At 57.6% G+C, this 24425-nt stretch carries 18 protein-coding genes; 8 read left to right on the forward strand and 10 right to left on the reverse strand.

The window, feature by feature from the left end; translation table 11 throughout:
• Window positions 1-86: 86 nt before the first annotated feature.
• The 6 genes from BWR59_RS10825 to BWR59_RS10850 form a co-directional block, all read right to left on the reverse strand.
• On the reverse strand, window positions 87-1469 hold the full coding sequence (locus BWR59_RS10825) for an OprD family porin (protein WP_081565636.1): 1383 nt from the start codon (window positions 1467-1469) through the stop codon (window positions 87-89).
• A gap of 155 nt (window positions 1470-1624) precedes the next feature.
• Window positions 1625-3226 (reverse strand): ABC transporter substrate-binding protein, encoded by a 1602-nt coding sequence (locus tag BWR59_RS10830; protein WP_081565637.1) that lies wholly within the window; start codon window positions 3224-3226, stop codon window positions 1625-1627.
• Between the two features lie 338 nt (window positions 3227-3564).
• Complete coding sequence (locus tag BWR59_RS10835; protein WP_081565638.1) at window positions 3565-5193, reverse strand: ABC transporter substrate-binding protein; 1629 nt, start codon at window positions 5191-5193, stop codon at window positions 3565-3567.
• A 284-nt stretch (window positions 5194-5477) separates the two neighbouring features.
• Window positions 5478-7085, reverse strand: a complete 1608-nt coding sequence (locus BWR59_RS10840; protein WP_081565639.1) for an ABC transporter substrate-binding protein — start codon at window positions 7083-7085, stop codon at window positions 5478-5480.
• A gap of 129 nt (window positions 7086-7214) precedes the next feature.
• Entirely contained in the window at window positions 7215-9344 is a 2130-nt protein-coding gene (locus BWR59_RS10845) for an HET-C-related protein (protein WP_168184477.1), read from the reverse strand.
• Window positions 9345-9603: 259 nt separating this feature from the next.
• Window positions 9604-10338, reverse strand: a complete 735-nt coding sequence (locus BWR59_RS10850) for an SIMPL domain-containing protein (RefSeq protein WP_081565641.1) — start codon at window positions 10336-10338, stop codon at window positions 9604-9606.
• Between the two features lie 235 nt (window positions 10339-10573).
• On the opposite strand from BWR59_RS10850, the gene BWR59_RS10855 reads away from it, so the two are divergent.
• The 4 genes from BWR59_RS10855 (at window position 10574) to BWR59_RS10870 (ending at window position 15105) form a co-directional block, all read left to right on the forward strand.
• Window positions 10574-11833 carry an ATP-binding protein gene (locus BWR59_RS10855; protein ID WP_081565642.1) on the forward strand — a complete coding sequence of 420 codons (1260 nt, stop codon included), beginning with the start codon at window positions 10574-10576 and terminating at the stop codon, window positions 11831-11833.
• The gene (locus BWR59_RS10860; protein WP_074756039.1) at window positions 11830-12390 is read left to right on the forward strand and encodes a response regulator transcription factor; all 561 of its coding nucleotides are present in this window, start codon (window positions 11830-11832) and stop codon (window positions 12388-12390) included. The genes BWR59_RS10855 and BWR59_RS10860 overlap by 4 nt, the downstream gene beginning before the upstream one ends.
• Window positions 12391-12489: 99 nt before the next feature.
• Window positions 12490-14226, forward strand: coding sequence for an ABC transporter ATP-binding protein/permease (locus tag BWR59_RS10865; protein WP_081565643.1), 1737 nt, complete (start codon window positions 12490-12492; stop codon window positions 14224-14226).
• Window positions 14227-14355: 129 nt separating this feature from the next.
• Complete coding sequence (locus BWR59_RS10870) at window positions 14356-15105, forward strand: FadR/GntR family transcriptional regulator (protein ID WP_081566020.1); 750 nt, start codon at window positions 14356-14358, stop codon at window positions 15103-15105.
• A 36-nt stretch (window positions 15106-15141) separates the two neighbouring features.
• Here the strand turns inward: BWR59_RS10870 and BWR59_RS10875 are convergent, their stop codons facing one another.
• The 3 genes from BWR59_RS10875 to BWR59_RS10885 form a co-directional block, all read right to left on the reverse strand.
• The gene (locus BWR59_RS10875; RefSeq protein ID WP_081565644.1) at window positions 15142-15456 is read right to left on the reverse strand and encodes a hypothetical protein; all 315 of its coding nucleotides are present in this window, start codon (window positions 15454-15456) and stop codon (window positions 15142-15144) included.
• Between the two features lie 663 nt (window positions 15457-16119).
• The gene (locus BWR59_RS10880) at window positions 16120-16656 is read right to left on the reverse strand and encodes a DUF2778 domain-containing protein (RefSeq protein WP_081565645.1); all 537 of its coding nucleotides are present in this window, start codon (window positions 16654-16656) and stop codon (window positions 16120-16122) included.
• A gap of 26 nt (window positions 16657-16682) precedes the next feature.
• Window positions 16683-17183 carry a type VI secretion system tube protein Hcp gene (locus BWR59_RS10885; RefSeq protein ID WP_081565646.1) on the reverse strand — a complete coding sequence of 167 codons (501 nt, stop codon included), beginning with the start codon at window positions 17181-17183 and terminating at the stop codon, window positions 16683-16685.
• Between the two features lie 444 nt (window positions 17184-17627).
• On the opposite strand from BWR59_RS10885, the gene kdgD reads away from it, so the two are divergent.
• The 3 genes from kdgD (at window position 17628) to garD (ending at window position 21726) form a co-directional block, all read left to right on the forward strand.
• Window positions 17628-18539 carry a 5-dehydro-4-deoxyglucarate dehydratase gene (gene kdgD / locus BWR59_RS10890; RefSeq protein ID WP_081565647.1) on the forward strand — a complete coding sequence of 304 codons (912 nt, stop codon included), beginning with the start codon at window positions 17628-17630 and terminating at the stop codon, window positions 18537-18539.
• Between the two features lie 248 nt (window positions 18540-18787).
• The gene (locus BWR59_RS10895) at window positions 18788-20161 is read left to right on the forward strand and encodes an MFS transporter (protein WP_081565648.1); all 1374 of its coding nucleotides are present in this window, start codon (window positions 18788-18790) and stop codon (window positions 20159-20161) included.
• An 11-nt stretch (window positions 20162-20172) separates the two neighbouring features.
• Window positions 20173-21726, forward strand: a complete 1554-nt coding sequence (gene garD / locus BWR59_RS10900; protein WP_081565649.1) for a galactarate dehydratase — start codon at window positions 20173-20175, stop codon at window positions 21724-21726.
• 67 nt (window positions 21727-21793) lie between these two features.
• On the opposite strand, the gene BWR59_RS10905 is transcribed toward garD, so the two are convergent.
• Window positions 21794-22798: a 2-dehydropantoate 2-reductase gene (locus BWR59_RS10905; RefSeq protein ID WP_178111224.1), complete on the reverse strand. Its 1005-nt coding sequence runs from the start codon at window positions 22796-22798 to the stop codon at window positions 21794-21796.
• 299 nt (window positions 22799-23097) lie between these two features.
• Between BWR59_RS10905 and BWR59_RS10910 the strand changes: the two genes are divergently transcribed.
• Window positions 23098-24318: a zinc-dependent alcohol dehydrogenase gene (locus tag BWR59_RS10910; protein WP_081565650.1), complete on the forward strand. Its 1221-nt coding sequence runs from the start codon at window positions 23098-23100 to the stop codon at window positions 24316-24318.
• Window positions 24319-24425 lie beyond the last annotated feature (107 nt).

Here is a 24425-nt window from a genome sequence, read left to right on the forward strand (position 1 = left end):
TAAACGCCCTCCGCAAGTGATGAAGCCATGAGTGAGTGGGTGATTCGGGCCAATAAGTTCTGGCCCGAACCCCACCGGTTTGGTGATTACAGAATGTTGAACGGGATGGTGGTAACCAGACGGAACTCGTTGATGTTGCCGTCAGCCTGATTGGCGCTCGCACGGTGCGTGGTGTAGGTGCCGCGCATGGTCGAGGCCTTCAGCGGGCCGGACTGCATGGTGTACGAAGCACCGACGCCGTATTCGTAGTGGGTTTCGCCGTCCATGCCGCGAACGTCATAGGCCGTGCCCTTGTAGTGGGTACCGTCGATGTCGAAGCCGCGCGCCTGGTAAACGTTGAACTTCAGGCCAGGTACGCCGTAGTCGGCCATGTTCAGCAGGTAGCTCAGCTGTACCGATTTTTCGTTCGGTCCGTTGAAGTCCGAGAGCAGGGAGTTGGCCAGGAAGATGGCGTTGCTGTCGTGCACGTAGTCGAAGTAGGTGTCACCCTCGACTTCCTGATAGGCAATGCTGAAGCTGTGGGCCTTGTGGGTGGCGGTCAACGACAGGGAATAGGTGTCGTTGTCGATCGGGCCCATCTTCTTCTGACCGGAATCCTTGGTCTTGTAGTAGTTCAGGTTGGTGCTCAGGCCCAGCACGTCGGTGTCGCCCATCTCGTGCAGGAAAGAGAAGTAATACTGGTGCCAGAAGTCCTGGACGTTGGACGCATAAAAGCTGGTGGTCAGGCTCTTGAACGGCTTGTAGTCCACACCGGCCATGTCGACATGATCGGACTCGATGTTGGCGTTGGCGGTGTACTCGGAGCGGAACTTGGTCAGGCTCTGCTCTGAGCGCGGCGAAACACGGTCGAAGGTGCCAGCGGTGAACGACAGGTTGTTGAATTCTTCGCTGAGGATGCTCACACCCTCGAAGCTCGATGGCAGAGCACGGTTGCCGATGTAAGCCAGTACCGGCGTATTCAGCGACTGACGGCCAGCGGTCAGGGTGGTGTTGGAGATGCGTGCCTTGACGTTCGCCAGGCCCATCTTGCTCCATTGGCCAACCGCGTCGCCGTTGTTCTTGGTCAGCGTGCGGTTGGCGCCGCCCATCAGGTCGTCTTTGTCACGGTCCAGCGCGACGGCGTTGTAGACCGCCATCTGGGTGGCGAAACCGACGGTGCCCTGGGTGAAACCCGAGCTGTAGTCGACGATGGTGCCCTGTACCCAGTTGATACGGCGCGGGTCACGGTCAACGACCACACCGTTTTCGCTGCGGCTGAAGGTGCCGCCACGACGCAACAGTTCATTGGCATACCAGTTCCTGGTCGAACCGGTCAGTTTCGAATCCTCCAGAAAGCCTTTGGCTTCGCTCTGGGCTTTGGTTGACGCCAGTTCAGTCGGCACGAAGTCCTGACTGGTTGGCTCTGCCTGGGCCGCCACGCTCACTGCGAGCAGGGACAAGGCGAATACAGCGGTGCTGGCTTTTTTCACGTTTTGAAGCTCCCGATTACTGCTTTTATAGAGGCCGGCTTTTATGAATTAGCCGGCTTTGGTGGTGCGGCCTTGTGGGCCTTTTTTGCTCGATTGCGCGGATTGCGGATAAAGCGGTGCCAAAGACGAAAATCGCCTGCGGCACGGTGGTACGGTTATTCGGCGATGGTCACGCCTGAGAAGTTGTTGCGGCCGAAAGGGCTCACCTGGAAACCCTCGACCTCAGCCCGCAGCGGCTGACTGACCGTGGAGTGAGCGATCGGTGTGATCGGCACTTGTTCCTTCAAGTAGTGCTGAGCTTTCTGGTACAGATCGATGCGTTGATTCTTGTCAGCGGTGGCGACGGCGGCCTTGACCAGCGCGTCGTATCTCTCGTCGCACCACATCGAGTAGTTGTTGCCGCCAATGGACGCGCAGCTGTAGAGCGTGCCGAGCCAGTTGTCCGGGTCCCCGTTGTCACCGGTCCAGCCGATCAGCGAAATGTCGTGCTCGCCGTTCTTGCTGCGCTTGAGGTACTCGCCCCATTCATAGCTGACGATTCGCGTCTTGATGCCGACCTTGGCCCAGTCAGCCTGAAGCATCTGCGCCATCAGCTTGGCGTTGGGGTTGTAGGGGCGTTGCACCGGCATGGCCCAGAGTGTCAGTTCGGTGCCTTCTTTCACGCCCGCCGCGCGCAGCAGCTCCTTGGCCTTTTCAGGGTTGTAAGGTGCGTCCTTCACCGATTCGTCGTAGCCCCATTGAGTCGGGGGCATGGCGTTCTGCGCCAGTTGGCCCGCGCCCTGATACACGGCCTTGATGATCTCCGGCTTGTTCACTGCCATGTCCAGCGCCTGACGAACCTGCAGGTTGTCGAGCGGCGCATGACGCACGTTGTAAGAGATGTAACCGAGGTTGAACCCCGGCTTCTCGATGACCTTGAGCTGTTTGTCGGCCTTCAGCGCTTCCACATCCGCAGGACGCGGATTGAAGGTGACCTGACACTCGTTCTTCTTGAGTTTCTGCACGCGCACCGATGCGTCGGTGTTGATCGCAAAAATCAGTAGATCGATCTTTACCCGGCCCGGATCCCAGAACTGCTTGTTGGCGATATAACGAATCTGCGAGTCTTTCTGGTAGCGCTGAAATACAAAAGGTCCGGTACCAATCGGCGATTGGTTTATATCGCGAACATCACCCGATGCCATCAGTTTGTCAGCATATTCTGCAGACAGAATGGACGCGAAGTTCATCGCTATATTCTGAATGAATGCCGCGTCCACTTTATTCAGTGAAAACACAACTGTCATAGGTCCGGTCTTTTCAACCGACTTCAGATTCTTGTCCAGGCCCATGCTGGTGAAGTACGGGAACTCGGTGGGATAAGCGACGCGGAACGGATGGTCTTTGTGCAACATGCGATTGAAGGTGAACAGCACATCATCGGCATTGAAGTCGCGGCTCGGAGTGAACATCTTGTTGCTGTGAAACTTCACCCCTTCGCGCAGATGAAAGGTATAGGTCAGCCCGTCTTCCGAAACATCCCAACTCGTCGCCAACGCAGGTACGACGCTGGTCTGGCCGCGCTCGAACTCGGCGAGTCGGTTGTAGATCGGCTCTGCGGCATCGTTGTCGGTGCCTGAGGTGTACTGGCCGATATCGAAACCAGCAGGGCTGCCCTCAGAGCAGAACACCAGACTTTTGCTAGCCGCATTTGCGACAGGCAGAACAGCCAACAACCCTGCGGTCAACAGTGATGGCACAACAATATTTTTACGCATGACAATCCTTATCGTCTTAGAAGCGAATGACCTGCAATAGCCGGAAAACCACCGCAATCGTTTGCGCAAATGGCTTTTCAGCGGCGAGGAAACACCCGGCCGACAGATAGATAGCAAGTATCAATTGCGGGCATCCGAGACGGTATGCCGGTCGCGCCGCACAGTAAATACTTCAGGCTTCTTAAATAGTTGTAGGAAAAATATATATCGTTAGTAGGCAAATTCTTAGCGTTTGAAATTACGCGTCTAACGATATTCATTTTCGTTCATGAATCACGCACACAACAACACGGTCGCGCTATCCGAAGATAACGCGACCGTGCAGTCATTTAGAGGTATTACTTACCGCTGACGCTCACACCGTAGAACGAGTTCAGACCGAATGGGCTGATCTTGAAGTCCTGAACTTCCTTGCGCATCGGCTGGTAGACAGTCGAGTGGGCGATTGGAGTCATTGGAACCGCGTCTTTGAGCAAGTGCTGAGCCTGTTTGTACAGCTCGGTGCGCTTGGCCTGGTCGGTGGTTTCCTTGGCCTGATGGATCAGGGTGTCGAACGGCTTGTCGCACCACTTGGCGAAGTTGTTGCCGTTGACCGCGTCGCAGCCAAACAGCGTGCCCAGCCAGTTGTCCGGGTCACCGTTGTCGCCGCTCCAGCCAATCAGCATCGCGCCGTTTTCACCTGCCTTGGCACGCTTGATGTACTCGCCCCACTCGTAGGAAACGATCTTGGCGTTGATGCCAATCTTCTTCCAGTCGTTCTGGAGCATCTCGGCCATCAGCTTGGCGTTCGGGTTGTACGGACGCTGAACCGGCATCGCCCACAGGGTGATTTCAGTGCCCTCGGCCACGCCTGCCTTTTTCAGCAGTTCCTTGGCCTTGGCGACGTCGTACGGCGCATCCTTGATGGTGGTGTCGTAGGACCATTGGGTCGGCGGCATGGCGTTGACGGCCAGTTGGCCTGCGCCCTGATACACCGCGTCGATGATGGCTTTCTTGTCGACAGCCATGTCCAGCGCCTGACGAACTTCCAGTTTGGCCAGCGGGTTAGGCTTGCTGTCGCCCTTGATGGTCGGCATCACGTTGTAGGCGATGTAACCCAGGTTGAAGCCGGCCTGATCAGGCATCTTCAGCGCAGGGTCGGCCTTCAGTGGTGCGAGGTCTGCAGGACGTGGGTAGGCAGTGATCTGGCACTCGCCTTTCTTCAGCTTCTGAGCACGAACCGAAGCGTCAGTGGTGATGGCGAAAATCAGGTTATCGACTTTGACGTCTTCAGGCTTCCAGTAATCCTTGTTTCCGGTGAAACGGATATTGGAGTCTTTCTGGTAGCTCTTGAACACGAACGGACCAGTGCCGATCGGCTTCTGGTTGATGTCTTCGGCTTTACCTTCCTTGAGCAGTTGAGCTGCGTATTCAGCGGACTGAATGGACGCGAAACTCATTGCCAGGTTCTGGATGAACGCAGCGTCGACGGTGCCGAGGGTCATTTTGACGGTGTGATCGTCAACCTTCTCGATCTTGGTGATGTTGGTGTCCATCGCCATGTCGGTGAAGTACGGGAATTCGGTCGGGTACGCCTTACGGAACGGGTCGTCCTTGTTGATCATGCGGTTGAACGTGAACAGCACGTCATCGGCATTGAAGGTCCGCGTCGGTTTGAAGTACGGCGTGGTGTGGAACTTGACACCTTCACGCAGGTGGAAGGTGTAGGTCAGGCCGTCCGGGGAGACGTCCCAGCTGGTGGCCAAGCCTGGAATTACGGCGGTGCCGCCACGTTCGAACTGGCTCAGACGGTTGAAAACAGTCTCGGCCGAAGCGTCGAAGTCGGTGCCGGTGGTGTATTGACCTGGGTCGAAACCAGCGGGGCTGCCTTCGGAGCAGAACACCAGGTTCGATGCTGCTTGAGCGAAGGGAGCGCTGGCGATCAAACCTGCGCCGAGAAGAAACGGAATGACCGCTTTTTTGAGCATGGTGGCCTCAGTTGTTGTCATTTTTTAATTGAGGGTACGACCTTGTGGGTCGGTCCCGCGGATACTTATGCAGGCGCCATACCCAAAGCAAGATGCTGGCGCCAATCAAGTGTCAAAGAGTGGCACGAACGTACACGAATGTCGCAAAACTATAATTTTTGACGCGGTTGAACGTTTGCGTGTCGCATAACGGTATCTTTGTGGCACCAATCTGGTGCGTCGCGACGTTGCGAATGCACCCGACTGAGCCACAAGTGTTACTTGACTGTTGTTTTTTTGTGGGGCTACCTGGCGAGGCTCACGCCATAAAAGGGTGTCAGGCCAAACGGGCTGAGTTTGAAGTCCTGTACCTCCTTGCGCATGGGTTGGAATACCTTGGAGTTGGCAATCGGCGTGATCGGCACGTCGTTTTTCAGGATGTTCTGAGCTTGCTGATACAACTTGATGCGTTCGTCACGATCAGCCGTCAGCTTTGCATGGGTCACCAGTTTGTCGTAGCCGGTATTGCACCATTTGGCGTAGTTGCTGCCATTGACCGCAGCACAGCTGTAGAGCACGCCGAGCCAGTTGTCCGGGTCGCCGTTGTCGCCTGTCCAGCCATAGATCATCACATCGTGCTCGCCCGCTTTGGCGCGCTTGATGTACTCGCCCCATTCATAACTGACGATATTGGCCTTGATGCCGATCTTCGCCCAATCGGACTGAATCATCTGCGCCGACATTCGCGCATTCGGGTTGGAAGCGCGCTGCACGGTCATGGCCCACAGATTGATCTGGGTACCTTCCTTTACGCCGGCTTCTTTGAGCAGCTGTTTCGCTTTCTCCGGGTCATGAGGTGCGTCCTTGATGTTCGGGTCATAACTCCACTGCGCAGGAGGCAGGGCGTTCTGCGCCAGCTGGCCAGCGCCCTGGTACACCGCCTTGATGATGGCCGGTTTGTCGATGGCCATGTCCAGCGCCTGACGCACCTTGAGCTGGTCCAGCGGCGGATGGGTGACGTTGTAGGCCAGGAAGCCCAGGTTGAAACCGGCCTGGCTCAGCACCTTCAGATTCGGGTCCTTCTGCGCTTCTTCGATGTCCTGCGGGCGTGGATAGCCGCTGACCTGACATTCACCTGTCTTGAGCTTCTGCAGGCGAGTGGCAGAGTCGGTGTTGATCGAGAAGATCAGGTTGTCGAGCTTCACGTCCTCCGGTTTCCAGTAGTCTTTGTTGCCGACGTAACGGATCTGCGCGTCCTTCTGATAACGCTTGAACACGAAAGGCCCGGTGCCGATGGGCTTCTGATTGATGTCGCCTGCCTTGCCTTCCTTGAGCAATTGAGCTGCATATTCGGCAGACTGGATCGATGCGAAGCTCATCGCCAGGTTCTGGATGAATGCCGCATCGATGTTGTTCAGGTGAAAGCGAACCGTTTGGTCGTCCACCTTCTCGACCTGCTTGATGGTGGTGTTCATGCCCATGTCGGTGAAGTAGGGCGACTCGGAGGGGTAGGCCTTGCGAAACGGGTCGTCAGCGTTGAGCAGCCGGTTGAAGGTGAACAGAACGTCGTCGGCGTTGAAATCGCGCGTCGGCCTAAAGTAATCGGTGGTGTGGAATTTCACACTCGGACGCAGGTGAAAGGTGTAGGTCAGACCGTCGTCGGACACTTCCCACTTTGTCGCCAGGCCCGGCTCCACTTCGGTGCCGCCCCGCTTGAACTGGGTCAGCCGGTTGAAGACGGTTTCCGCTGATGCGTCGAATTCGGTGCCGCTGGTGTACTGACTGGGGTCGAAGCCCGCAGGGCTGGCTTCGGAGCAATAGACGAGCGTACGAGAATCGCTGGCTGCCTGGGCGAGAGGCGCACAGGCCAACAAGGCGGCTGTCAGCATGAGAGGGCGAAACGTTCTTTCCATGAGAGCCTCGAAAAGCGCGGCAACGCGCTGTCTGGTGATCGGCAAGCGAACAGATAGACAGCGAAGAATGCCGCACTGCCTGGATTTTCTACAAGGCTCCAGGTTCTTCGGAGTTGAGGCAGGAGTTCGTTACTCTTTACCGAATAAGTCCTCAAAATGCTTTTCTACATATTCATGACTGGCAAGGCCATTTTTTGCGAACTCTTGAAAAGCCTTTCTTTTCGCTGTCTTGAGTTGGTAGTTAAGTTCTTCAAGGTCAGATTTCGAGGCTGCTTTACGAATCTTGTCCGGGTTTTCTAACGCCCACTCCTCAACCAGTTCGTCCTGCCAGGTGCTGTCTTGAGGATGGCTAAAGAAGGACGCAGCGATCTCGGCTGGATCGGCTGCATCCGGCTCCCTTTCCCAGCTTTGTAGCATGGCCGCTGCGACCTGGCGTATAGCGCTCAATGCCAGGCCAGCAGCCAGTGCATGGAGCGGGTGCTCAGCGTGATCCTTGGACAGCTGAGAGTGGGTCGGGTCGATCGAGTTATCCTCGTTAGGATCGCCTTGTGCGGTTTGAAGATCGTCGATGCTGTTACCGATCAAAATAATAGAGCCTGCAAATGCCGTTTTAACGAGATTTCCCAACCCGCGCCTCGGGGTGCTGGCGAGCCACACACCAAATTCAAAGGCGGTGCTGCCAGGGAGTGCGGCCCAACGGTCCCGCAGGTGGAGCCAGCCTATCAGTGCCGCGAGCTCAGTGAGCTTCCCCTGCTCCTTGAGCAGAATGAGCATCATTTTTTCGGTGTCCGAGCGATGGCCGGGTTCACTCGGTGTGAAGTCGAAAAGGCCATCGGGCATCAATAGTTTTGCGATAGGCGTGGCAAGACTGGCTATGACATCGGTCGAGCCGAACATCCCCGTGACCACAGGCAGTCCCCATTTGCAGTCAGAGGGAGCAGTCCATGGCAAAACCTTGTAACCGGCCTTTATCAAGCTCAGTTCGACAAAGTTGGAATGAGCAAAAAAGTCTTCAAGGATGTGCAATCCGGCGCCAAACCGGCGTAGCCCCTCGTTCGTGCACTTGGCATCAATGTCGGTGAGGGCATGAGGGAGTCCGCCGGCCACTGCGGCTTCCAAGTCCCAGTACATCTGTGCGATCGAGTCTTGGAGATAAATCTTCATCGAACGTTCGGGATCGATCTGCAGCCGTCGATCGCCGGGGCGCGGCCATGGTTCGAAATCAGGATCTACGGCGGTTGGGTCGTCCGGTAAGGGATTTTCCACACGCGGATTGTCGATGTGCTGGCTTGCCCGGTACACCCCCAGGTTTTCCTGGGTGACCGTGTATTCATCGGGTGAGCCTGCGCGCAACGCGCTGAATTCACGGGCGGCAAGGATATCGACCATCCGCGTCAGTGCGTCGCGGCCCAATACGGCTGGGAAGTTTACGGGTTTTCCCTCCGGTCGAACGAGCTTGGGGTCAATCAATTGCGAGTGATCGCGTAGCCAACTGCCAAACTCGATCTTCTGCAGTTCTTCTTCCGAAAACCCCAGTAATACGAGACTCGCTCTTATACGGTTGTGGGTGAAATGCCCATTACTGCCCACGCCTGCCTCGAATTTCTCGAATCTGCCTGAGTCCGTTGTCAGTCCCTCACTGTCAATCTGGGTCTGAACGATGTGCTCCATCGCCGCACCGTATGACGTTTCAATGAAAAATGTCTGGCCATCGGCGAGCGAATAACTTGCGATTACGACATTGTTAATTCGCGGTGCTCGCAAGGCGGCCATGGCATTTGCGTAGCGTGAGCCTTCCTCCGCTGGCGAGTCGGATGCTATACCGATGATCCCATTAGGAAATCGCGGGGCCAGATCGTTGCGCAGCACGTTATCAATGTGATGACCAAACTCGTGAAGCAGAATGGCCAGCAACTCCCAAGAGCTTTCAGGGGCCTGAATTGCCTGCCTCAAGGTGCCTGCGTGAATTCGGATGACTCGGTCTTTGTTGTCATATTCAGCCGCGTATGTCCCCTCAGTCACCAACTCGATGGTCGGGTTTGGTAGCGCTCCGGCGATTAATGCATCGCGCAACGCGTTATAGGCATCGGGTGGCAGGTCGTAGCCGAATATGGGGGCCATGGCCAGGGTGAACTGGGCGGGCTGGCTTTCCAGGGCGATGGCAGTGAGTTGTGTCACTGCAAAATTACTGTGCAGGGTCACCGGTTGTTGAGCGTTTTCGCTACCGGACGTAAAGCGAGCGGATTTTTTCGAGTTCATGTCTGGATTCATCCTTCAATGGATTGAGTTTCGCCAGGCCGTGTTCTGTCGTTAAAGGAGCAGGCCGTTCCATGGCAGAGCGTTGTTCAGTGGAGTGAATGTGATTGTATGGATCGGGAGGGATCTGCAAATCGGGCGAGTCGCTGGCGGGCGTAGGAGGGAGCAACCGGCTCAATGACGAAGGCGCCATCCAGCGGTGGGTAAAACGGGGAGACTGACAGAGGAAATTGCGGCAGCCCTTGGCTGCCGCGGTGTTGCATCAAGGCAGGGTGACTTCGATCACGCCGTCGGCGGTGACGCTGACCTGGCTGGTGCCGGCTTCGACTTCAGGTGTTGGCGCTGCGTCGGCGCGTGCGGCTTTCATCATCATGACCGGGGCACGCAGGTAGGGCTGTGGATAACCCGACGTGTTGAGGTTCAGGTTGACGAGCTTGTAGCCACTGCCGCCGAGAGCGTCGGTGACCAGTTGCGCGCGGGCCTTGAAGGCGGTGACTGCGCTTTTCAGCAGGGTGTCTTCGCTGGCTTTGCGGGCAGGGTCGGAGATAGAGAAGTCCATGCCGCCCATCTTCATGTCGCCACCCAGCAACTCACCGGTAAGTTTTGACAGGGCTGCGAAGTCAGGGCTTTCCAGGCGCAGTTCGGCACGCTCGCGCCAGCCGGTGATCTTCTGGCCTTTATCGTCATAGATCGGATAGCTGTTGCGGCTGCCCTGGCGGATGGTCACTTCCTTGACCTTGCGCGCGTCGCCCAGGGCTTTGTTCAACGTGTCAGTGATGCCGGCTGCCAGTTTGGCCGGGTCGGCATTTTGCGACTCGGTGTAAACGGTCACGGTCATCAGGTCGCGCTGGACCTCTTGATTGACCTCGGCCCGGACCGAAATCTGGTTGTAATGAACGTCGTCGGCCTTGGCGGGGGAACTGGCGAGAGCGGCGGTGCTGGTCAGCACGGCTGCGCCGAGGGTGAAAAAACTGGCGGTGGGACGAAGGCTGAGCATAAAAACTCCTTGTTTGACGAACCGTACGCGGCGCACTTCAATGCGCCCGTCGCACGGATGCCCATCAGACTGTAATACCGGGATCTTGTTCCGGCCTGTTAGAGGTCAATGGCGAGGGATAACAGCGACCTTATTGATGCACAAAACTGTGGCGCTTTGACGCACTTGGCAGGAAAGCGCTGTCGCATTGGTTATACTCGTTGCGATTCGCCTGGAGCGCTCATCAGGAGAGCTCATGCTCGCCCCCGTACAACTACTCTCTGCCACCCGCCAGAACCTCTGGCGACTGACGTTCGTCCGCATCCTGGTGCTGGGCGCCCAAGCCGGCTCGGTGGGCATCGCCTACCTGTTCAATCTGCTGTCCTTGCCCTGGCTGCAACTGGATATCACCTTGGGCTTTTCCGCCATTGTCTGCCTACTGACAGCCATCCGCCTGCGTACTTCCTGGCCGGTGACCGAACTCGAATACGCCGTGCAACTGGCGTTCGACCTGTTTATCCACAGCGCGCTGCTGTATTTTTCCGGTGGCTCGACCAACCCGTTCGTTTCCTACTATCTGGTGCCATTGACCATCGCCGCCGTGACCCTGCCGTGGCGCTATTCGCTGATCCTCTCCGGCATCGCCCTGGCGCTGTACACCTTGATGCTCGCCAACTTCTATCCAGTCCAGGCATTCGCCATCGCCCGCGAGAAGATGCAGATCTACGGGATGTGGCTTAGCTTCGCCCTGGCGGCGGGCGTGATTACTTTCTTCGCCGCGCGCATGGCCGAAGAGCTGCGCCGTCAGGAACAGATGCGCGCGTTGCGCCGGGAAGAGGGCGCGCGCGATCAGCAATTGCTGGCTGTGGCCACCGAAGCCGCCGGCGCCGCCCACGAACTGGGCACCCCGCTGGCGACCATGAGCGTGCTGCTTAAAGAGATGCAGCAGGACCACAAGGACCCTGCGTTGCAGGAAGATCTGTCGGTGCTGCAGGATCAGGTCAAGCTGTGCAAGGAGACCCTCCAGCAACTGGTTCGTGCCGCCGAGGCCAATCGCCGGCTGGCGGTGCAGGAACAGACCGTCACCCACTGGCTCGATCAGGCGCTCAATCGCTGGCATCTGATGCGCCCGGAAGCCACTTACCGCTTCCAGCGTCTGGGGCAGGGCGATGTACCGATGGTCGCGCCGCCTCCCGATCTGACTCAGGCCCTGCTGAACTTGCTCAACAACGCTGCCGACGCGTGCCCGGAAGGTCTGGAAGTGAACCTGGACTGGAGCGCCGTGGAAATCAGCATCAGCATCCGCGACCACGGAGCAGGCGTACCGCTGGCCGTCGCCGAACAGATCGGCAAACCGTTTTTCACAACCAAGGGCAAAGGCTTCGGTCTGGGCCTGTTTCTGAGCAAGGCCAGCGTGACCCGCGCGGGCGGCTCGGTGAAACTCTATCCTCACGAGGAAGGCGGCACGCTCACCGAGCTGCGCCTGCCCCGGAACGCAACAGGAGATGAAGCATGACTGACGAAATCCAGGTCGAAGGCGAAGAGCTGCCGCACCTGTTGCTGGTGGACGACGACGCCACCTTTACCCGCGTGATGGCGCGTGCCATGGCCCGCCGTGGCTTCCGGGTCAGCACCGCGAGTTCTGCCGAAGAAGGCTTGACCCTCGCCCAGCAGGACATCCCCGACTACGCCACGGTCGACCTGAAAATGGAAGGCGACTCGGGGCTGGTGCTGTTGCCCAAGCTGCTGGAACTGGACCCGGAAATGCGTGTCCTGATACTGACCGGTTATTCGAGCATCGCCACCGCTGTCGAAGCGATCAAGCGCGGCGCCTGCAACTACCTGTGCAAGCCGGCAGACGCCGACGATGTACTGGCAGCGCTGCTGTCCGAACACGCCGATCTGGACACCCTGGTGCCGGAAAACCCGATGTCGGTGGACCGTCTGCAGTGGGAACACATTCAGCGCGTTCTGACCGAGCACGAGGGCAATATCTCGGCGACCGCACGGGCTTTGGGGATGCATCGACGCACTTTGCAGCGCAAGTTGCAGAAGCGGCCGGTCCGCCGCTAAACAGGGATGGCTACATAAAGATTTATTCATGGAAGACCGTGTGTGGCGTCTGGCACATTGGTGCCAACGCCACTAAATGCCTGCCGTCGAGCCAATACCATGAATTTTGATATCGATGAATCCAGGGTCAATGACTCTGTGCCGGGGAGTTTCTTTTCCCGGGTCTGGAACCTGGTCACGCCGTATTGGCGCAGTGAAGAAAAAGGCATGGCCTGGGTGCTGCTCATTGCCGTGATCGTGCTGTCGCTGTTCAGCGTGTTTATTTCCGTGCTGGTCAACAGTTGGTACCGGGACTTTTACAACGCCTTGCAGAACAAGGATCTCGGTGCATTCACCCATCTGATTCTGTACTTCTGCGGCATCGCCGCCATCGCCATCCTCGGCGCTGTGTACCGGCTTTATCTCACGCAGATGCTGACCATTCGCTGGCGTCGCTGGCTCACCGAAAAGCACTTTGCCAAGTGGCTTGCCCACAAGAATTACTACCGGCTGGAGCAGGGTGGTTACACCGATAACCCTGACCAACGTCTGTCCGAAGACCTCAACAACTTCACCTCCGACACCCTGAGCCTGAGCCTCGGCCTGCTGCGCACGGTAGTCAGTCTGGTGTCGTTCTCGGTGATCCTGTGGGGCGTGTCTGGCAGCATCGAGCTGTTCGGCATCACCATTCCCGGCTACATGTTCTGGGCCGCGCTGATTTACGCTGCGGTCGGCAGCTGGCTGACGCACCTGATCGGTCGAAAACTGATCGTGCTCAGCAACCAGCAACAGCGTTACGAAGCGGACATGCGTTTCTCGCTGGTGCGGGTCCGCGAAAACGCCGAAAGCATTGCCCTGTCCGATGGCGAGGTCAACGAAAACCAGCGTCTTAGCGCGCGCTTCGGGATGGTCTGGAGCAACTTCTGGACCATCATGAAGGTGCAAAAGCGCCTGACGTTTTTCACCGCGGGCTATTCTCAGATCGCGATCATCTTTGCCTTCGTCGTTGCAGCACCGCGTTACTTCGCCGGCAAGATCGAACTGGGCGGACTGATGCAGATCAACTCGGCCTTCGGCAATGTGCAGGAGAACTTCAGCTGGTTCATCGACGCATACGCCAGCCTCGCATCATGGCGTGCGACCTGTGATCGTCTGCTCAGCTTCCGTCAGGCAATGGACGAAAACGAAGCCCGCGTGCCGACCATCAAGGTCAGCCACGAGAGCAATGCCCTGCACCTGCAAGGTCTGGACCTGTCGCTGGCAGGTGGGCGCCAGTTGCTGAACAACGCCAACATCGACATTGCCGCTGGCGAGAAAGTCATGCTCAGCGGCCGCTCCGGCAGCGGTAAAAGCACCCTGCTGCGGGCGATGGGTGGGTTGTGGAACGAGGGGCATGGCGCGGTTAAACTCCCGGCCAGGCGCGCCTTCTTCCTGCCGCAGAAGCCGTATCTGCCCATCGGTACCTTGCGTGAAGCACTGAGTTATCCACAAGCGCCCGAGGTCTATCCGGCTGAGCGCTTCGCTGAGGTGCTGGAAACCTGCCGCCTGAACCATCTGGTGCCGCGTCTGGACGAAACCAATCATTGGCAGCGCATGCTGTCGCCCGGCGAGCAGCAACGCGTGGCATTTGCCCGTGCGTTGTTGTTCGCGCCTGACTGGCTGTATCTCGACGAAGCGACCTCGGCCATGGATGAAGAGGACGAAGCGGCGCTGTATCAGGCCCTGCTCGACGAGCTGCCTGGTGTGACCCTGCTCAGCATCGGTCATCGCAGCAGTCTCAAGCGCTTCCATCGTCGGCATCTGCGTATCGAAGGTGGTCAGCTTCAGGAGCAACCGCATCCCGAAGCGGTGGTTTAAGGGCGCCATCGGGCTGTTGCAGTGCCAAAGTGCCGCAAAAACCTACGAACTCGCCGGGTTTGTTATGTGATCGTACAACCCGGTGAGCTATTATCAGCCCTTCAGCGTATTTAGAGATGCATGTTGGATATGGAAAATCAGAGTGCTCCGCCTCGCGCACGTAGAAAGCACCGCAGCCTTGCGCAGGAATTGGTAACCGAACTCTCCGAGCGGATTCGCAGCGGTCAGCTCAAGCGCGGCGATAAGTTGCCCACTGAATCCGCCATCATGGAAGAGCAGGGCGTCAGCCGTACCGTCGTTCGCGAAGCCATCTCGCGCCTTCAGGCGTCCGGTCTGGTGGAAACCCGCCATGGCATCGGCACCTTCGTTCTCGACACGCCGAGCCCGAGTGGCTTTCGCATCGATCCGGCGACCATCGTCACCTTGCGCGATGTTCTGGCGATTCTCGAGTTGCGCATCAGCCTTGAAGTCGAATCCGCGGGCCTTGCCGCCCAACGTCGCTCCGTCGAGCAACTGGCCGACATGCGCGCCGCACTCGATGCCCTCAATGAAAGCGCTGCCCACGCCAGCGACGCGGTCGGTGCGGACTTCCAGTTTCACATGGCAATCGCACTGTCCACGGGCAATCGCTACTTCACCGACATCATGAATCACCTGGGTACCAGCATCATCCCGCGTACTCGATTGAATTCCGCACGCCTGGCCCACGACGACCAGCAGCACTACATGAACCGTCTGAGCCGCGAACACGAAGAAATCTACGACGCCATCGCCCGTCAGGACTCCGACGCCGCGCGCGCCGCGATGCGCCTGCACCTGACCAACAGCCGTGAGCGCCTGCGTCATGCCCATGAAGAGGCAGAGTCACAGCGGGCTTGAGGTCTGTTATACGACCTCACCTTGCGATGCTATGTCCTAGGGCTGAGCAGGAGCATGCACGCTCAGCCTTCTGCGCAGGTATCGGGTCAGCAAAACACAGATCCAGATGGCCAGCGACGGCGTCATGCTCAGCCACATGAGGGTGAAGGTATCCAGCATATCGCTCAGGTCTTTGCTGCCCATTGAGTTCAGCAACCACTGATGGATACCCGATCCCGCTCCGCTGTTGAGCACCCATCTGACGGGCGCCAGGTTCAGCACGGAATAACCCAGGCCCACCGTGAGTGAAAGCGTAAAAGCAAGTTGTGCGAGAAATACCGGGATTTTTTTGATCAACTTCTTAACTCGCATGATTGATCGCCCTGAGTTTTACCGACCGTAAATAACGTGTAAGTGATCGACATAGCCAGATTGATGGCGGCAGCATGGCGCTGAATGACATTATGATGACTGAGTCCAACGTGTATTCGATGCCTTCCACACCCATAGCGCTGAGCAGCCACCCATGAGCATCTGAGTCTATGCGTGTGTGAAGTATCCATTCAACGGGACCTAGATTCATCAAGGCGTAGGCCAGTAACCCAGACAGGGTGAGAGTGAATGAGATTTCTAAGAGTATCGCTGTGAGTTTCATTAATGATCTATAAGCTGTCATGTTCGATTGCTTCTTGATTTTCTGACGCTGAGATGTCGAGTAAGCAAGCTACATATCCAGGTTGATGGTGGCAGCATGGCGCTATACGACATTATGATGAGTGAATCTAAAGCGTCCTCTATCCCATCCCATCCGAGTTTTGTAAGAAGGGAAATGTGATATTTGAAGCCAATTTCGCTGTCGAGCACCCAGTGGACTGGACCTAAATTGAGCACGACGTACCCAAGTAATACCGAAAGCGTGAATGTAAAGAAAGTTTTCGCTAGCATTACCAAAATTAGCTTCGCTATGCCGGATGCGCAGTTATCCATTAGCTATCAACAAGACTCTGTCTCCATGAGGTGTTTTTGGGTGCCTGATCATTGGAAAGTGATCGATCTTTCCTCGATGACCTCCAATATTCCGTAATATTTAATTCCTCTGCCGGGTAAGGTTTCGCCGGATTTGTTTTTTATCGACTGCCTGAGTTCGTGAAATGCGATTTGAGAGTCTAGTGTCACGCAACCTTGGCTGATTCGCTTTGGACCTGCAGGGTGTATCCGAAAAGCTCCGCGCTGGATGTTGTTTATACTGGTAAGGTCGTCAATTACTCCGTCGTCCCGGTATAGGCTAAACCACTGGCTTCGGTCGGTACCTGCAGATAAATCTTTAATGGGTTGTATAAGCCACCCCATTCTTCCGCCCGACTCTCTGTCGAGGATGTAATATTTCCCCAATGGCAGTGGGCCCAATTTTGGAACATCCTGATAGCGCACCTTATTAACGTAATTTTCCGCAGTGTCGCCAGAAAACGCATCGTAAGACACCCCGTCACACACCAGTCGACTCATGGGCTCATCGTTCAGCACATAAGTGCAATAAACCAGATTCGGATTGGATTCGTTGGTTTTAGCCATGTATGGATCCCTCCAGCATATCGTTATCAGGCATAAACCTTGTTAGCCACGCCGTCCCAACCCCCGACAACCTGCCCGCCGCCCGATCCATCGGAGCGTTGCTGCTGTATGTAAGCGATCTTTATCCTTGCGTAGTTGAAACGGACGATTTCACTTGGAAATCCGCCCTCGACGCTGCCATTTCCGGCCAGTGATACGGAGGAAATGATCACTTCTTCAAGGGTGATCTCCATATACTTGACCTTCTCGGTCCCGGCGCGATTGAGCGCGATCTTCACTTCTTTGAAATGCTTGCCGCTGCAGCAGGCTTCGTGAAGTTTGGGTGTTGCCTTGTCGACGGCTTTACGAAAGAACAGGTCGCTCATTCGCGCCCGGCCGCTGGATGCGCCTCCCGAGCTGGTGGTCGTGGCGGAGGCAGACTGGCTGGCGCCGACATCGAAGTCCTCCATTTCGATCCAGTTGCTGAACTGTGCGTCGAGTGATTCGCCCGGGATGCCGTCGATCTTCAGAAATGCGTCAATTGCCATGCCATGTCCCTGCTGTGAGTGGTCCGTTGATGCTGCGAAGGAACTGTAACGATTGGGGGAATCGCATCAAAGCGCGGAGAGGGGGGTGTCGGATCAACTTCAGAGATGGCCTACAAGCGGGTGAGAGGGTGGACTACGGAACAGTCCTGCGAGAGGGTCGAGTCGCCGCGCGCTTGGGGTCGTACGACCTGATTACCGCATCGATGCCAGGCCGTTGTAGCCGTCCGGCTTGCCGGCGGCGGCAGCTTGAATGGGCGTCGCTGCCTGCAAACAGGACTGCCGCAGGGCCAGGGAAATCCCGCCGGACCACCGCTCATCCCCTCGACAGATAAATAATTCCACACCCCTATTGAGTGATCTCATTCCTAGTTGTACGATGACTTACGACATCAGCGCAGGTCTGGTGATCCATTCATACAATTAGCTTCCCAGGGTGTTCGAATAATGAATCCACAAGAACTGAAGTCCATCCTTTCCCACGGTCTGCTGTCCTTCCCGGTTACCGATTTCAATGCCCAGGGCGATTTCCACCGCGCTGGTTACATCAAACGTCTGGAGTGGCTGGCCCCTTACGGCGCTTCCGCACTGTTCGCCGCAGGCGGTACAGGTGAGTTCTTCTCCCTGACCGGCGACGAATACTCCGAAATCATCAAGACTGCCGTCGACACCTGCGAAAAAACCGTGCCTATCCTGGCCGGCGTAGGTGGTCCTACCCGTCAAGCCATCGCCATGGCTCAAGAAGCTGAGCGTCTGGGCGCCAAAGGCCTGCTGCTGCTGCCTCACTACCTGACCGAAGCCAGCCAGGACGGTGTTGCCGCCCACGTTGAAGCAGTCTGCAAGTCGGTCAAGATCGGCGTTGTCGTCTACAACCGTAACGTCTGCCGCCTGACGCCAGCCCTGCTGGAACAACTGGCCGAGCGCTGCCCGAACCTGATCGGCTACAAAGACGGCCTGGGCGACATCGAGTTGATGGTTTCGATCCGCCGTCGCTTGGGTGACCGCTTCTCCTACCTGGGTGGTCTGCCGACCGCCGAAGTCTACGCAGCAGCCTACAAGGCGCTGGGCGTGCCGGTTTACTCCTCGGCCGTGTTCAACTTCGTACCGAAGCTGGCGATGGACTTCTACCACGCGATCGCCAAAGACGATCACGAAACCGTTGGCAAGCTGATCGACGATTTCTTCCTGCCATACCTGGACATCCGTAACCGCAAATCCGGCTACGCGGTGAGCATCGTCAAGGCTGGCGCGAAAATCGCCGGTTACGACGCAGGTCCAGTCCGCGCTCCGCTGACCGACCTGACCAAAGAAGAGTTCGAGATGCTCGCAGCTCTGATGGACAAGCAAGGCCAGCAGTAATCGCTGACTTGACGCAAAACCGCTGAGCGATCAGCGGTTTTTTGCCCTCCGAGCCTGGTTTTTCAGGCACCTGAATTTCCCGTTTCAGGCAGTTCGCGCAGGCAAGGTCGCCTTCGCGTGAGTTTTGCCCTAGGCGTGACCGTGACACTTGCTTCAATCGCATCTGGATTTAGGGGCAGAGGCGAGCAGCACACACATAAAAGATCGTTTAACCCGCGCAAAAAAATAATTAGTGGGAGTTTTCGAACATGCAAAAAACCAAGCCGACTCACGTCCGCTATTTGATCCTGCTCATGCTGTTTCTGGTGACCACGATCAACTATGCCGACCGTGCAACCATCGCCATCGCTGGCTCAAGTCTGCAAAAAAGCCTCGGCATCGACGCCGTCACCCTCGGTTATATCTTCTCCGCCTTTGGCTGGGCCTACGTGGCCGGTCAGATCCCTGGCGGCTGGCTGCTAGACCGCTTCGGTTCGAAGAAGATCTACGCACTGAGCATTTTCACCTGGTCGCTATTCACCGTGCTGCAAGGCTATGTCGGTGAATTCGGCCTCTCCACCGCCATCGTCGCGCTGTTCATGCTGCGCTTCCTGGTAGGCCTGGCCGAAGCGCCTTCCTTCCCGGGTAACGCACGTATCGTTGCCGCCTGGTTCCCGACTTCCGAGCGCGGCACTGCCTCGGCGATCTTCAACTCGGCGCAATACTTCGCCACCGTTCTGTTCGCCCCGATCATGGGCTGGATCGTTTACACCTTCGGCTGGCAGCATGTGTTCGTGGTGATGGGCGGTATCGGTATCGTGTTCTCGCTGATCTGGCTGAAAGTCATTCACAGCCCGCGCAATCACCCGATGATCAACAAAGAAGAACTCGATCACATCGCCAACAACGGCGGCATGGTCGACATGGACAACGACCAGGGCAAAGGCAAGAGCGGCGGTCCGAAATGGGACTACGTGAAGCAGTTGCTGACCAACCGCATGATGCTGGGGATTTACTTGGCGCAGTACTGCATCAACGGCATCACCTACTTCTTCCTGACGTGGTTCCCGGTGTACCTGGTTCAGGAACGCGGCATGACCATTCTCAAGGCGGGTTTCATTGCCTCGTTGCCTGCGATCTGCGGGTTCATCGGTGGCGTGCTCGGCGGGATCATCTCCGACTGGTTGCTGCGTCGCGGCAAGTCGCTGACTTTTGCCCGCAAGGCGCCGATCATCGGCGGTCTCCTGTTGTCGACCTCGATCGTCACCTGCAACTATGTCGACATCGAATGGGTCGTGGTGGGCTTCATGGCACTGGCCTTCTTCGGCAAGGGCGTGGGCGCGCTGGGCTGGGCAGTCATGTCCGATGCTTCGCCGAAACAAATCGCCGGTTTGAGCGGCGGTCTGTTCAACATGTTCGGTAACATCGCTTCGATCACCACGCCGATCGTCATCGGTTACATCATCAGCTCCACTGGCTCGTTCAAATGGGCGCTGGTGTTCGTCGGTGCGAACGCACTGGTGGCAGTGATCAGCTACGTGTTTATCGTGGGCGAGATCAAACGTGTGGAATTGAAAGACACCCCAAAGCAGGGTGAATTGCCAGCCAGCGAAGCAGGCAAGCTTTCTGAAGCGAAAATCTGAGGAAAACCGTGATGAACTTGATCCAGCATGCCGACTCGCCACGTTACATCCGCTTGCATGAGCGCGATAACGTTGTCGTCGTGGTCAATGACCAGGGCGTACCGGCGGGGACAGAATTCGACAATGGTCTGGTGACCATCGATAACGTGCCACAGAGCCACAAGGTCAACACTGTGGATATCCCCGAGGGTGGGGCGGTGATTCGCTACGGGCAGACCATCGGTTATGCCCTGAAACCGATTCCCCGGGGCAGTTGGGTCAAGGAAGATCAGTTGCGCATGCCAAGCGCGCCGCCACTGGACAGCCTCCCGCTGTCCACCGAGGTGCCGGGCAAGGGTGAGCCGCTGGAAGGCTTTACCTTCGAGGGTTATCGCAACGCCGACGGCACCGTGGGCACGCGCAACATTCTGGGTATCACCACCACCGTGCAGTGCGTTACCGGCGTGCTGGATTTTGCGGTCAAGCGTATCCGCGAAGAGTTGCTGCCCAAATACCCGAATGTCGATGACGTGGTCGCGATTACCCACACCTACGGGTGCGGCGTGGCGATCACGGCCAAGGACGCGTACATCCCGATCCGTACCGTGCGCAACCTGGCGCGCAATCCGAACCTGGGTGGCGAGGCGTTGGTGATCGGTCTGGGCTGCGAGAAGTTGCAGGCCGATCAGGTCATGCACGAGAACGACCCGTCGGTCGATCTCAGCGAATCGTGGATGTATCGCCTGCAGGATTCGAAACACGGCTTCAATGAAATGATCGAGCAGATCATGGAATTGGCTGAAGTGCGTCTGAAGAAACTCGATCAGCGTCGTCGCGAAACCGTGCCGGCGTCCGAGTTGATTCTGGGCATGCAGTGCGGCGGCAGCGATGCGTTTTCCGGCATCACCGCCAACCCTGCGCTGGGCTACGCATCGGATCTGCTGTTGCGCGCCGGTGCGACGGTGATGTTCTCCGAAGTGACCGAAGTCCGCGATGCGATCTACCTGCTGACCTCCCGCGCCGAAACCACGCAAGTGGCCGAAGAGCTGGTGCGCGAGATGGACTGGTACGACCGTTATCTGGCCAAGGGCGAAGCCGACCGCAGTGCCAACACCACGCCGGGCAACAAGAAGGGCGGGTTGTCAAACATTGTCGAGAAGTCCCTGGGCTCGATCGTCAAATCCGGCAACAGCGCGATCAACGGGGTGCTTGGCCCTGGCGAGCGCGTTAACCGTAAAGGCCTGATCTTCTGCGCCACACCGGCCAGCGATTTCGTTTGCGGCACGTTGCAGTTGGCTGCCGGTATGAACCTGCACGTGTTCACCACCGGTCGCGGCACGCCGTATGGCCTGGCGATGTCACCGGTGGTGAAGGTCTCGACCCGTACTGAGCTGGCGCAGCGTTGGCCGGATCTGATCGACATTGATGCCGGGCGCATTGCAACAGGTCGCGCCAGTATCGAAGACCTGGGTTGGGAGCTGTTCCATTTCTACCTCGATGTCGCCAGCGGCAAGAAGAAGACCTGGACCGAACACTACCGTTTGCACAACGACATCACCTTGTTCAACCCGGCGCCGATTACCTGATCGGTAATCCTTGATCATTCCCACGCTCCGCGTGGGAATGCCGCTCTGGACGCTTCGCCTCTGTTCATCAATGCCGCCCATGCTCCTTATGGTGCGCATGCTCCCCGCAAAACCTCGCCAATGTCAGCACGCTCTTCGTGATCGGCATCGGAATGTTCACCTTCTGCGCCAACTCCAGCACCGCATCGCCAATAGCCGCCAGCTCCAGCGGCAGTCCCTTGTCGAAATCCTGCAGCATCGAGGTGCGCACCGGCCCCATGCTCGCACCGAATTGCATGAAGGTCGTGGGTTCCATGCTCAGCTTGGCGTCATACGCAGCCGCCACTTGCAGCGCTTCATTGAAGGTCGCCAGCGCCAGTTCGCGCATGTCCGGCAGGCCGTAGATCTGCTCCAGCGTCGCGCCGGTGACCACGGACACCGGGTTGGACGTGAGGTTGGCGATGATTTTTGTCCACAGCTGATCGCGAATACGGTCGGTGCCCTGCGCTTCGATTCCGGCGCTTTCGATCAACGTACGCAGGCTCTCCAGTCGAGGGGTCAGCTGGTTGTTCAGTTCGCCGAAGATGATGCGATACGGGTTGTGGGTTTTCACCACGGCCGGGGCCGAACTCTGGGCGGTGATGAAGACGACACAACCGATGACCTTGTGCAGATCCAGGGTGTCGGTGATGCGGCCATCGGGATCGACAGTCTCCACGCGATTGCCATCGAAGCGGCCACCTTCGCGATGGAAATACCACCAGGGCACGCCGTTGATCACCGGTACCACGATGGTATTCGGGCCGATCAGCGGGCTGATGTTGGGCAGCAGGTCGCTCAGTGAAGGCGCTTTGGTGCAGAGAAACAGCAGATCCTGCTCGCCGAGTGCTTCGGCGCTGTCGCTGGCATTGACCTTGACGTGATGACGACCTGTCAGATCCTGCAGATGAACGCCGTTGCGCTGCAGAGCCGTCAGGGTGCGACCGCGAGCGAACACATTGACCGGGCGTCCGCTGAGCGCGATGCGGGCCGCCAGTGTGCAACCGATGGCGCCAGCGCCCGCGATGCAGATGCGCATGGGGGATGAACTCATGATGACTCCCGATGAGCGAGACTGTATTCGATGCTCAATATCGCCTGAATTCCATCGGGAGCGCACGTCTTCCTTTCAATGCAGTTACCCGTAGCAGTCCGGCTTGCCGGCGGCGATTCTGAGTGCGCTACGGCCGGCAAGCCGGACTGCTGCAGGGGGGGGGCGCAAGCAAAACTCTCCCCGCTGGTCACCTCATATCCGCCTCCCTGAACTTCACCGTGTCCGCGCCTATCCTTATTTCATGCTTTCTCAGAAGCCGTTTGCCTCGGCCGTTTTGCCGGCAAGACAAGGAGATCTTTATGCGTGCACTGACTTATCACGGCGCCCACGACGTGCGTGTCGAAACCGTTGCCGATCCGATCATCCAGGAAGCCGATGATGTGCTGCTCAAGGTCACTGCGACCGCCATCTGCGGGTCGGACCTGCATCTGTATCGCGGGAAAATTCCGGCTACCGAACAGGGCGATATCTTCGGCCATGAGTTCATGGGAATCGTCGAAGAGGTCGGGCCGCAGGTCACGGCGGTCAAGCCGGGTGATCGTGTGGTGATTCCGTTTGTGATCGCCTGCGGCAGTTGCTTCTTCTGTCAGATGGATGCATTCGCGGCGTGCGAAACCACCAATACCGGCCGTGGCGCGATTTTCAACAAAAAGTCCATCGCTCCCGGCGCGGCGCTGTTCGGCTACAGCCATTTGTACGGCGGTGTGCCAGGCGGGCAGGCCGAGTATGTGCGAGTGCCAAAAGGCAATGTTGGGCCGTTCAAAGTCCCCGGTACGCTTGCCGATGAGAAGGTACTTTTCCTTTCCGACATCCTGCCCACCGCCTGGCAGGCAGTGCTTAATGCGGGAGTCAGCAAAGGTTCGAGCGTGGCGATTTATGGCGCGGGGCCTGTGGGACTGCTCAGCGCCGCCTGCGCGAAAATGCTCGGCGCCGAGAAGATCTTCATGGTCGATCACCATGCCTATCGTCTGGCCTATGCGCAGTTCACCTACGGCGCGATTCCGATCAACTTCGATGAAGACGATGATCCGGCCGACACCCTCATTCGCCAGACCGCAGGTATGCGCGGGGTCGACGCCGTGATCGATGCCGTGGGCTTTGAAGCCAAGGGCAGCACCACCGAAACCATTCTGGCTACCCTCAAGCTCGAAGGCAGCAGCGGCAAGGCGTTGCGCCAATGCATCGCTGCGGTGAGACGTGGCGGTACGGTCAGCGTGCCCGGCGTCTACGCGGGCTTCATTCACGGTTTCATGTTCGGCGATGCGTTCGACAAGGGCCTGACCTTCAAGATGGGCCAGACCCATGTGCATCGCTATCTGCCGGAGTTGCTCAAGCTGATCGAGGAAGGAGCCCTGGCGCCCGAGGCGATCATCACCCACCGCCTGTCTTTGGAAGAAGCGGCAGAGGGGTATGCGATTTTCGACAAGCGCGAAGAAGACTGCCGCAAGATCATTCTCACGCCTGGGTTCGACAGCCGGGTGGATGCATCGGCGAATGATGGCGATCTGTCTGTGATCTGATCTGTAGAGCGAAGGGTGGCTCATACAAAGCTGCGCCGATCTCAGCGTTCAAGACCGGTACAGTCTCTGTAGGAGACGCCTGAGGTCACAGGTTTTGCAGCGTGACG

It is taken from the genome of Pseudomonas sp. Bc-h, from assembly GCF_002080045.1.
GTDB lineage: Bacteria > Pseudomonadota > Gammaproteobacteria > Pseudomonadales > Pseudomonadaceae > Aquipseudomonas.

What these genes read in the sequence shown, in the direction of transcription:
- BWR59_RS10855 (WP_081565642.1), top strand. Translation starts at nt 10,574, where the DNA reads ATGCTCGCCCCCGTACAACTACTCTCTGCCACCCGCCAGAACCTCTGG.
- BWR59_RS10840 (WP_081565639.1), bottom strand. Translation starts at nt 7,085, where the DNA reads ATGGAAAGAACGTTTCGCCCTCTCATGCTGACAGCCGCCTTGTTGGCC.
- BWR59_RS10845 (WP_168184477.1), bottom strand. Translation starts at nt 9,344, where the DNA reads ATGAACTCGAAAAAATCCGCTCGCTTTACGTCCGGTAGCGAAAACGCT.
- garD (WP_081565649.1), top strand. Translation starts at nt 20,173, where the DNA reads ATGAACTTGATCCAGCATGCCGACTCGCCACGTTACATCCGCTTGCAT.
- BWR59_RS10850 (WP_081565641.1), bottom strand. Translation starts at nt 10,338, where the DNA reads ATGCTCAGCCTTCGTCCCACCGCCAGTTTTTTCACCCTCGGCGCAGCC.
- BWR59_RS10880 (WP_081565645.1), bottom strand. Translation starts at nt 16,656, where the DNA reads ATGGCTAAAACCAACGAATCCAATCCGAATCTGGTTTATTGCACTTAT.
- BWR59_RS10830 (WP_081565637.1), bottom strand. Translation starts at nt 3,226, where the DNA reads ATGCGTAAAAATATTGTTGTGCCATCACTGTTGACCGCAGGGTTGTTG.
- BWR59_RS10835 (WP_081565638.1), bottom strand. Translation starts at nt 5,193, where the DNA reads ATGCTCAAAAAAGCGGTCATTCCGTTTCTTCTCGGCGCAGGTTTGATC.
- BWR59_RS10865 (WP_081565643.1), top strand. Translation starts at nt 12,490, where the DNA reads ATGAATTTTGATATCGATGAATCCAGGGTCAATGACTCTGTGCCGGGG.
- BWR59_RS10905 (WP_178111224.1), bottom strand. Translation starts at nt 22,798, where the DNA reads ATGAGTTCATCCCCCATGCGCATCTGCATCGCGGGCGCTGGCGCCATC.
- BWR59_RS10860 (WP_074756039.1), top strand. Translation starts at nt 11,830, where the DNA reads ATGACTGACGAAATCCAGGTCGAAGGCGAAGAGCTGCCGCACCTGTTG.
- BWR59_RS10910 (WP_081565650.1), top strand. Translation starts at nt 23,098, where the DNA reads ATGCGTGCACTGACTTATCACGGCGCCCACGACGTGCGTGTCGAAACC.
- BWR59_RS10885 (WP_081565646.1), bottom strand. Translation starts at nt 17,183, where the DNA reads ATGGCAATTGACGCATTTCTGAAGATCGACGGCATCCCGGGCGAATCA.
- BWR59_RS10875 (WP_081565644.1), bottom strand. Translation starts at nt 15,456, where the DNA reads ATGCGAGTTAAGAAGTTGATCAAAAAAATCCCGGTATTTCTCGCACAA.
- BWR59_RS10895 (WP_081565648.1), top strand. Translation starts at nt 18,788, where the DNA reads ATGCAAAAAACCAAGCCGACTCACGTCCGCTATTTGATCCTGCTCATG.
- BWR59_RS10870 (WP_081566020.1), top strand. Translation starts at nt 14,356, where the DNA reads ATGGAAAATCAGAGTGCTCCGCCTCGCGCACGTAGAAAGCACCGCAGC.
- kdgD (WP_081565647.1), top strand. Translation starts at nt 17,628, where the DNA reads ATGAATCCACAAGAACTGAAGTCCATCCTTTCCCACGGTCTGCTGTCC.